Raw genomic sequence first — 3,183 nt, 5'->3', positions numbered from 1 at the left:
CGGCGCTTCTCGATCGACTGACCCACCACTGCGATATTCTGGAGACCGGAAACGATTCTTACCGGTTCAAAAAACGTCGCAGCCACCCCCTCTAAAACTGGTCAAAAATATACGCTGTTACCTGGTCATTTTTAAACGCTGTTTGACAATCAGGGAGAGACGGCCTGTTGTTATGCCAAGAGTGAGAAGCACTGGACTGTCGATCCGCAGGGGCTGGCGTGGGAGCACTTCTTGACCATGTCGGATGCTGTGGCGTTTGGCGAAGATACCGCCACTCAGACAGGGGCCTGTTGCATTCCCCCGCACTCGTCGGAAGGTGCGGCAAAGCAAGAGCCTTGCTGCACCCCCCAAAAGACAGTGCCAGACCAACAGCAGCAGTGCTGCCGGTAAGGTCGCACTTGACTTCGCAACAGCCTGAGAAAGACTTGGGCTTGGCCTTTTCCCGGTTGCAACAAAGCCTGCGCAGCTTTCTGCGCAGGCGCGTACCCGACGGTACAGTGGCCGAGGACTTGCTGCAAGACATCTTCGTCAAGGCGCTGGCATCCGAACGCGCGGGGCATCGGATCGGCAATCTGGAAGGCTGGCTCTACGCAACCGCTCGAACCACATTGGTTGACTATTACCGGTCTCGCGGCGAGCCCATGCAAGAACTCGACGAAAGCTTGCCCATGCACGAGGTGAACAATATTCGATTGCACGAGGAGATGTCACTCTGCCTGAAACCATTCATGGAGCAGCTTCCGCCAATTTACCGCGATACGCTTATCGCCACTGACATCCATGGCGAAACCATGCGTTCTCTGGCCGAGAAACAACACGTATCCGCCTCCGCGATCAAGAGCCGGGCCAGTCGCGCGCGCGTGATGCTAAGGCAGAAATTACTGGAGTGCTGTCATGTAGAAATGACCGATGGTTTGGTTAGCGACTACCATCGCATTTCACCGTCGCGCTGTGGTGAAAAATGTGTATAAGGGATCCCCTCAGAATTCGGAATAATTGTACGTTAATGCGGTAGATCGTAAGTTGGCGCGGTGAAGGCCGACCACAATGCAGATTCCTGTTGTGGGTTTTGATACTGCGTGGCCCGTCGCGTTAATTGTTACTGCAGCGGCTACGACTGGTCTCGCCTGAAAGCGATACGCGCAGTAATTTTTCATGCCTTCGATTAACTGAAGTTGATAGCGTTTATACAGGCAGGGCATAATATCCCTGAATTCCCAAACAGATTGATCCATACCAAGCAGAAAACTCAGAGACAGGGCCTATGAATAAATCAACAATGATGGAGAATATCTATCAACAGTTACGTGATCAGGGACATAACAACTTGGCACGACAGGATGTCATTATGGCCGTTGGATTGATCCTCGATCATTGTGCCCAGGCCTTGGCTGAGGGAGAACGCATTGAGATTCGGGATTTTGGGGCGTTTTCCCTGCACATTATTGCGGCCCGCGCGGGACGCAATCCAAAGACGGGAAAATCAGTGGATGTTCCCGAGAAACGTACTGTGCATTTCAAGCCCGGTACGGCGATGCGCGTACAAGTCAATCAGAATAAACATAGCTTTTGATGGCGTGGCACTGATCACCGATACCACTTCTTCGGGGGACTACTATCCACGCATCACCTGTCCATACACTGCATTGCGCATTTTATGACATTCCTCTACATTCCGAAGAGGCGTATTTTTGAAAGAGGTCTCTCATGAATAAATCCGAATTTGTCGCCGCACTGGCTCTGCATGGTGCCATGTCTAAAGCGGACGCAGAAAAATGTTATCAGGTGTTTCGACAGACTCTGGAGACCGAATTGCTGGTCGCCGGGAAAATCACTTTCCCGGGATTTTGTTCTGTTGAGATCGTCGATAAACCCGCGCGTAAAGCGCGGAACCCGGCTACGGGACAAGAAATTGAAGTGCCTGCCAAGAAAAGTATCAAGTTCAAGGCGGGGAAAGAGTTTGTTGATAAAGTGAATCACTGAAGGAGAAAACATGACAGAACGTAAAAAACGGGTGCGTCGGACTCCAGAACAGCGAATCGCGGATCTTGAGAAAAAACAGGCAGCGATTCTGGAACGTCAGAAAGCGGCGCTGGCCAGAATTGAGGCCGCGAAAAAACGGCTGCTGCAGTCCCCGTCAGCCCGTAAGGACAGAATGGAGCAGGACAAGCGCTTTATACGGGCGGCACAGGCCTTGGCTCCGGAATGGGACGCTCGACACTTTATCGCCGCCATCGAAAAAGCCCTTCAGGAAGATGCGGAGGCTCTGCAGGCGCGTGGGGAATCTCTATTGAAAGAACATGGCCAGCCCAGGCGGGGTAGACGGCCCCGGGGAGTTTGAGGCGTCTTTCAAAAGCCTCAGATACTGGCCAGGTACTCACACCAGAATGATCCCTTCCGCCTGATAATGATGCAGAACTCTCCATTCGGGTCAGCAGATGCCGGCTTTACAGATCCGGCGGTATCCCATCGTGCAGGAGTCTCGTGAGCGACAGGAGCATCCTGCGTGGCTTGTCGGTATTCGCTCCGGTTTGAATCCGTTCACGGACGACGTCTGATGGGTAGCCCCCCATGCAAGGTCGGGGTGACAAGCTTTAGGCCTGTGGCTTATTACCGCCAAAAACAGGACGGTCATCTGAAGCACTCCACCCCGATAGCATGGAACTGTAAGGGATTTTAGACGGAGAGGGCAAACTGACCGTCCTCTTTGCCTATAGAAACCGCTACCGCTACCTCATGGAGGCACTCTGATGGCATGAGCAGCAACTTGATCACCAAGTATAGCGACACTGAAATACGCGGGCTCCTTTACCAGGCGCGCAAAGGCGATGCGGCGGCCTTAGCCACCCTTGAGCGACGGGCGCGCGCTGGGCATGTCAATGCCCAGCGTTACCTGGGGGTCTACTGGTTTCGCACGAAAGAGCCGGAACGGGCGGTTGCCTGCTGGTGTGCCGCCTTTCCTCATGGATGCCGCTGGTCACGCTACTACTATGGCAAGGCCCTTTACCAGGGTCGCGGAATCGCCCAAAACCGCTTTTGGGCGTTGCGTCAGTGGCGGCTTTTGAGTGGTCATCCCAGTTCGGTAGGCCGCCTGGCGCGCCATGCCCTTTACCTATATGCCACGGAAATGACGGACTAAGCGCTAAGCGCCGGTATGGATTTATTGTTACCGCAACGAGTGGA

The 3,183-nt window shown here is 53.7% G+C and carries 6 protein-coding genes; all 6 read left to right on the top strand.

Translation table 11 applies throughout. The features are described from left to right. Window positions 1-95, top strand: a 95-nt coding sequence (locus tag BLW97_RS19335; RefSeq protein WP_242947823.1) for an ATP-binding protein, incomplete at its 5' end; no start/stop codon positions are given. Between the two features lie 303 nt (window positions 96-398). Further along, on the top strand, window positions 399-971 hold the full coding sequence (locus tag BLW97_RS18615) for a sigma-70 family RNA polymerase sigma factor (protein WP_158006551.1): 573 nt from the start codon (window positions 399-401) through the stop codon (window positions 969-971). A gap of 293 nt (window positions 972-1,264) precedes the next feature. Beyond that, window positions 1,265-1,573: an HU family DNA-binding protein gene (locus BLW97_RS18610; protein ID WP_075324215.1), complete on the top strand. Its 309-nt coding sequence runs from the start codon at window positions 1,265-1,267 to the stop codon at window positions 1,571-1,573. A gap of 134 nt (window positions 1,574-1,707) precedes the next feature. Continuing rightward, window positions 1,708-1,983 (top strand): HU family DNA-binding protein, encoded by a 276-nt coding sequence (locus BLW97_RS18605; protein WP_075324214.1) that lies wholly within the window; start codon window positions 1,708-1,710, stop codon window positions 1,981-1,983. Between the two features lie 10 nt (window positions 1,984-1,993). After that, window positions 1,994-2,341, top strand: coding sequence for a hypothetical protein (locus BLW97_RS18600; RefSeq protein WP_075324213.1), 348 nt, complete (start codon window positions 1,994-1,996; stop codon window positions 2,339-2,341). A 414-nt stretch (window positions 2,342-2,755) separates the two neighbouring features. Next, window positions 2,756-3,139 carry an SEL1-like repeat protein gene (locus BLW97_RS18595; protein ID WP_075324212.1) on the top strand — a complete coding sequence of 128 codons (384 nt, stop codon included), beginning with the start codon at window positions 2,756-2,758 and terminating at the stop codon, window positions 3,137-3,139. The last annotated feature ends 44 nt before the right edge of the window (window positions 3,140-3,183 follow it).

Source organism: Acidithiobacillus albertensis (genome assembly GCF_001931655.1).
Classification (GTDB): Bacteria; Pseudomonadota; Gammaproteobacteria; order Acidithiobacillales; family Acidithiobacillaceae; genus Acidithiobacillus; species Acidithiobacillus thiooxidans.
This window is presented reverse-complemented; position numbering and strand designations above follow the sequence as displayed.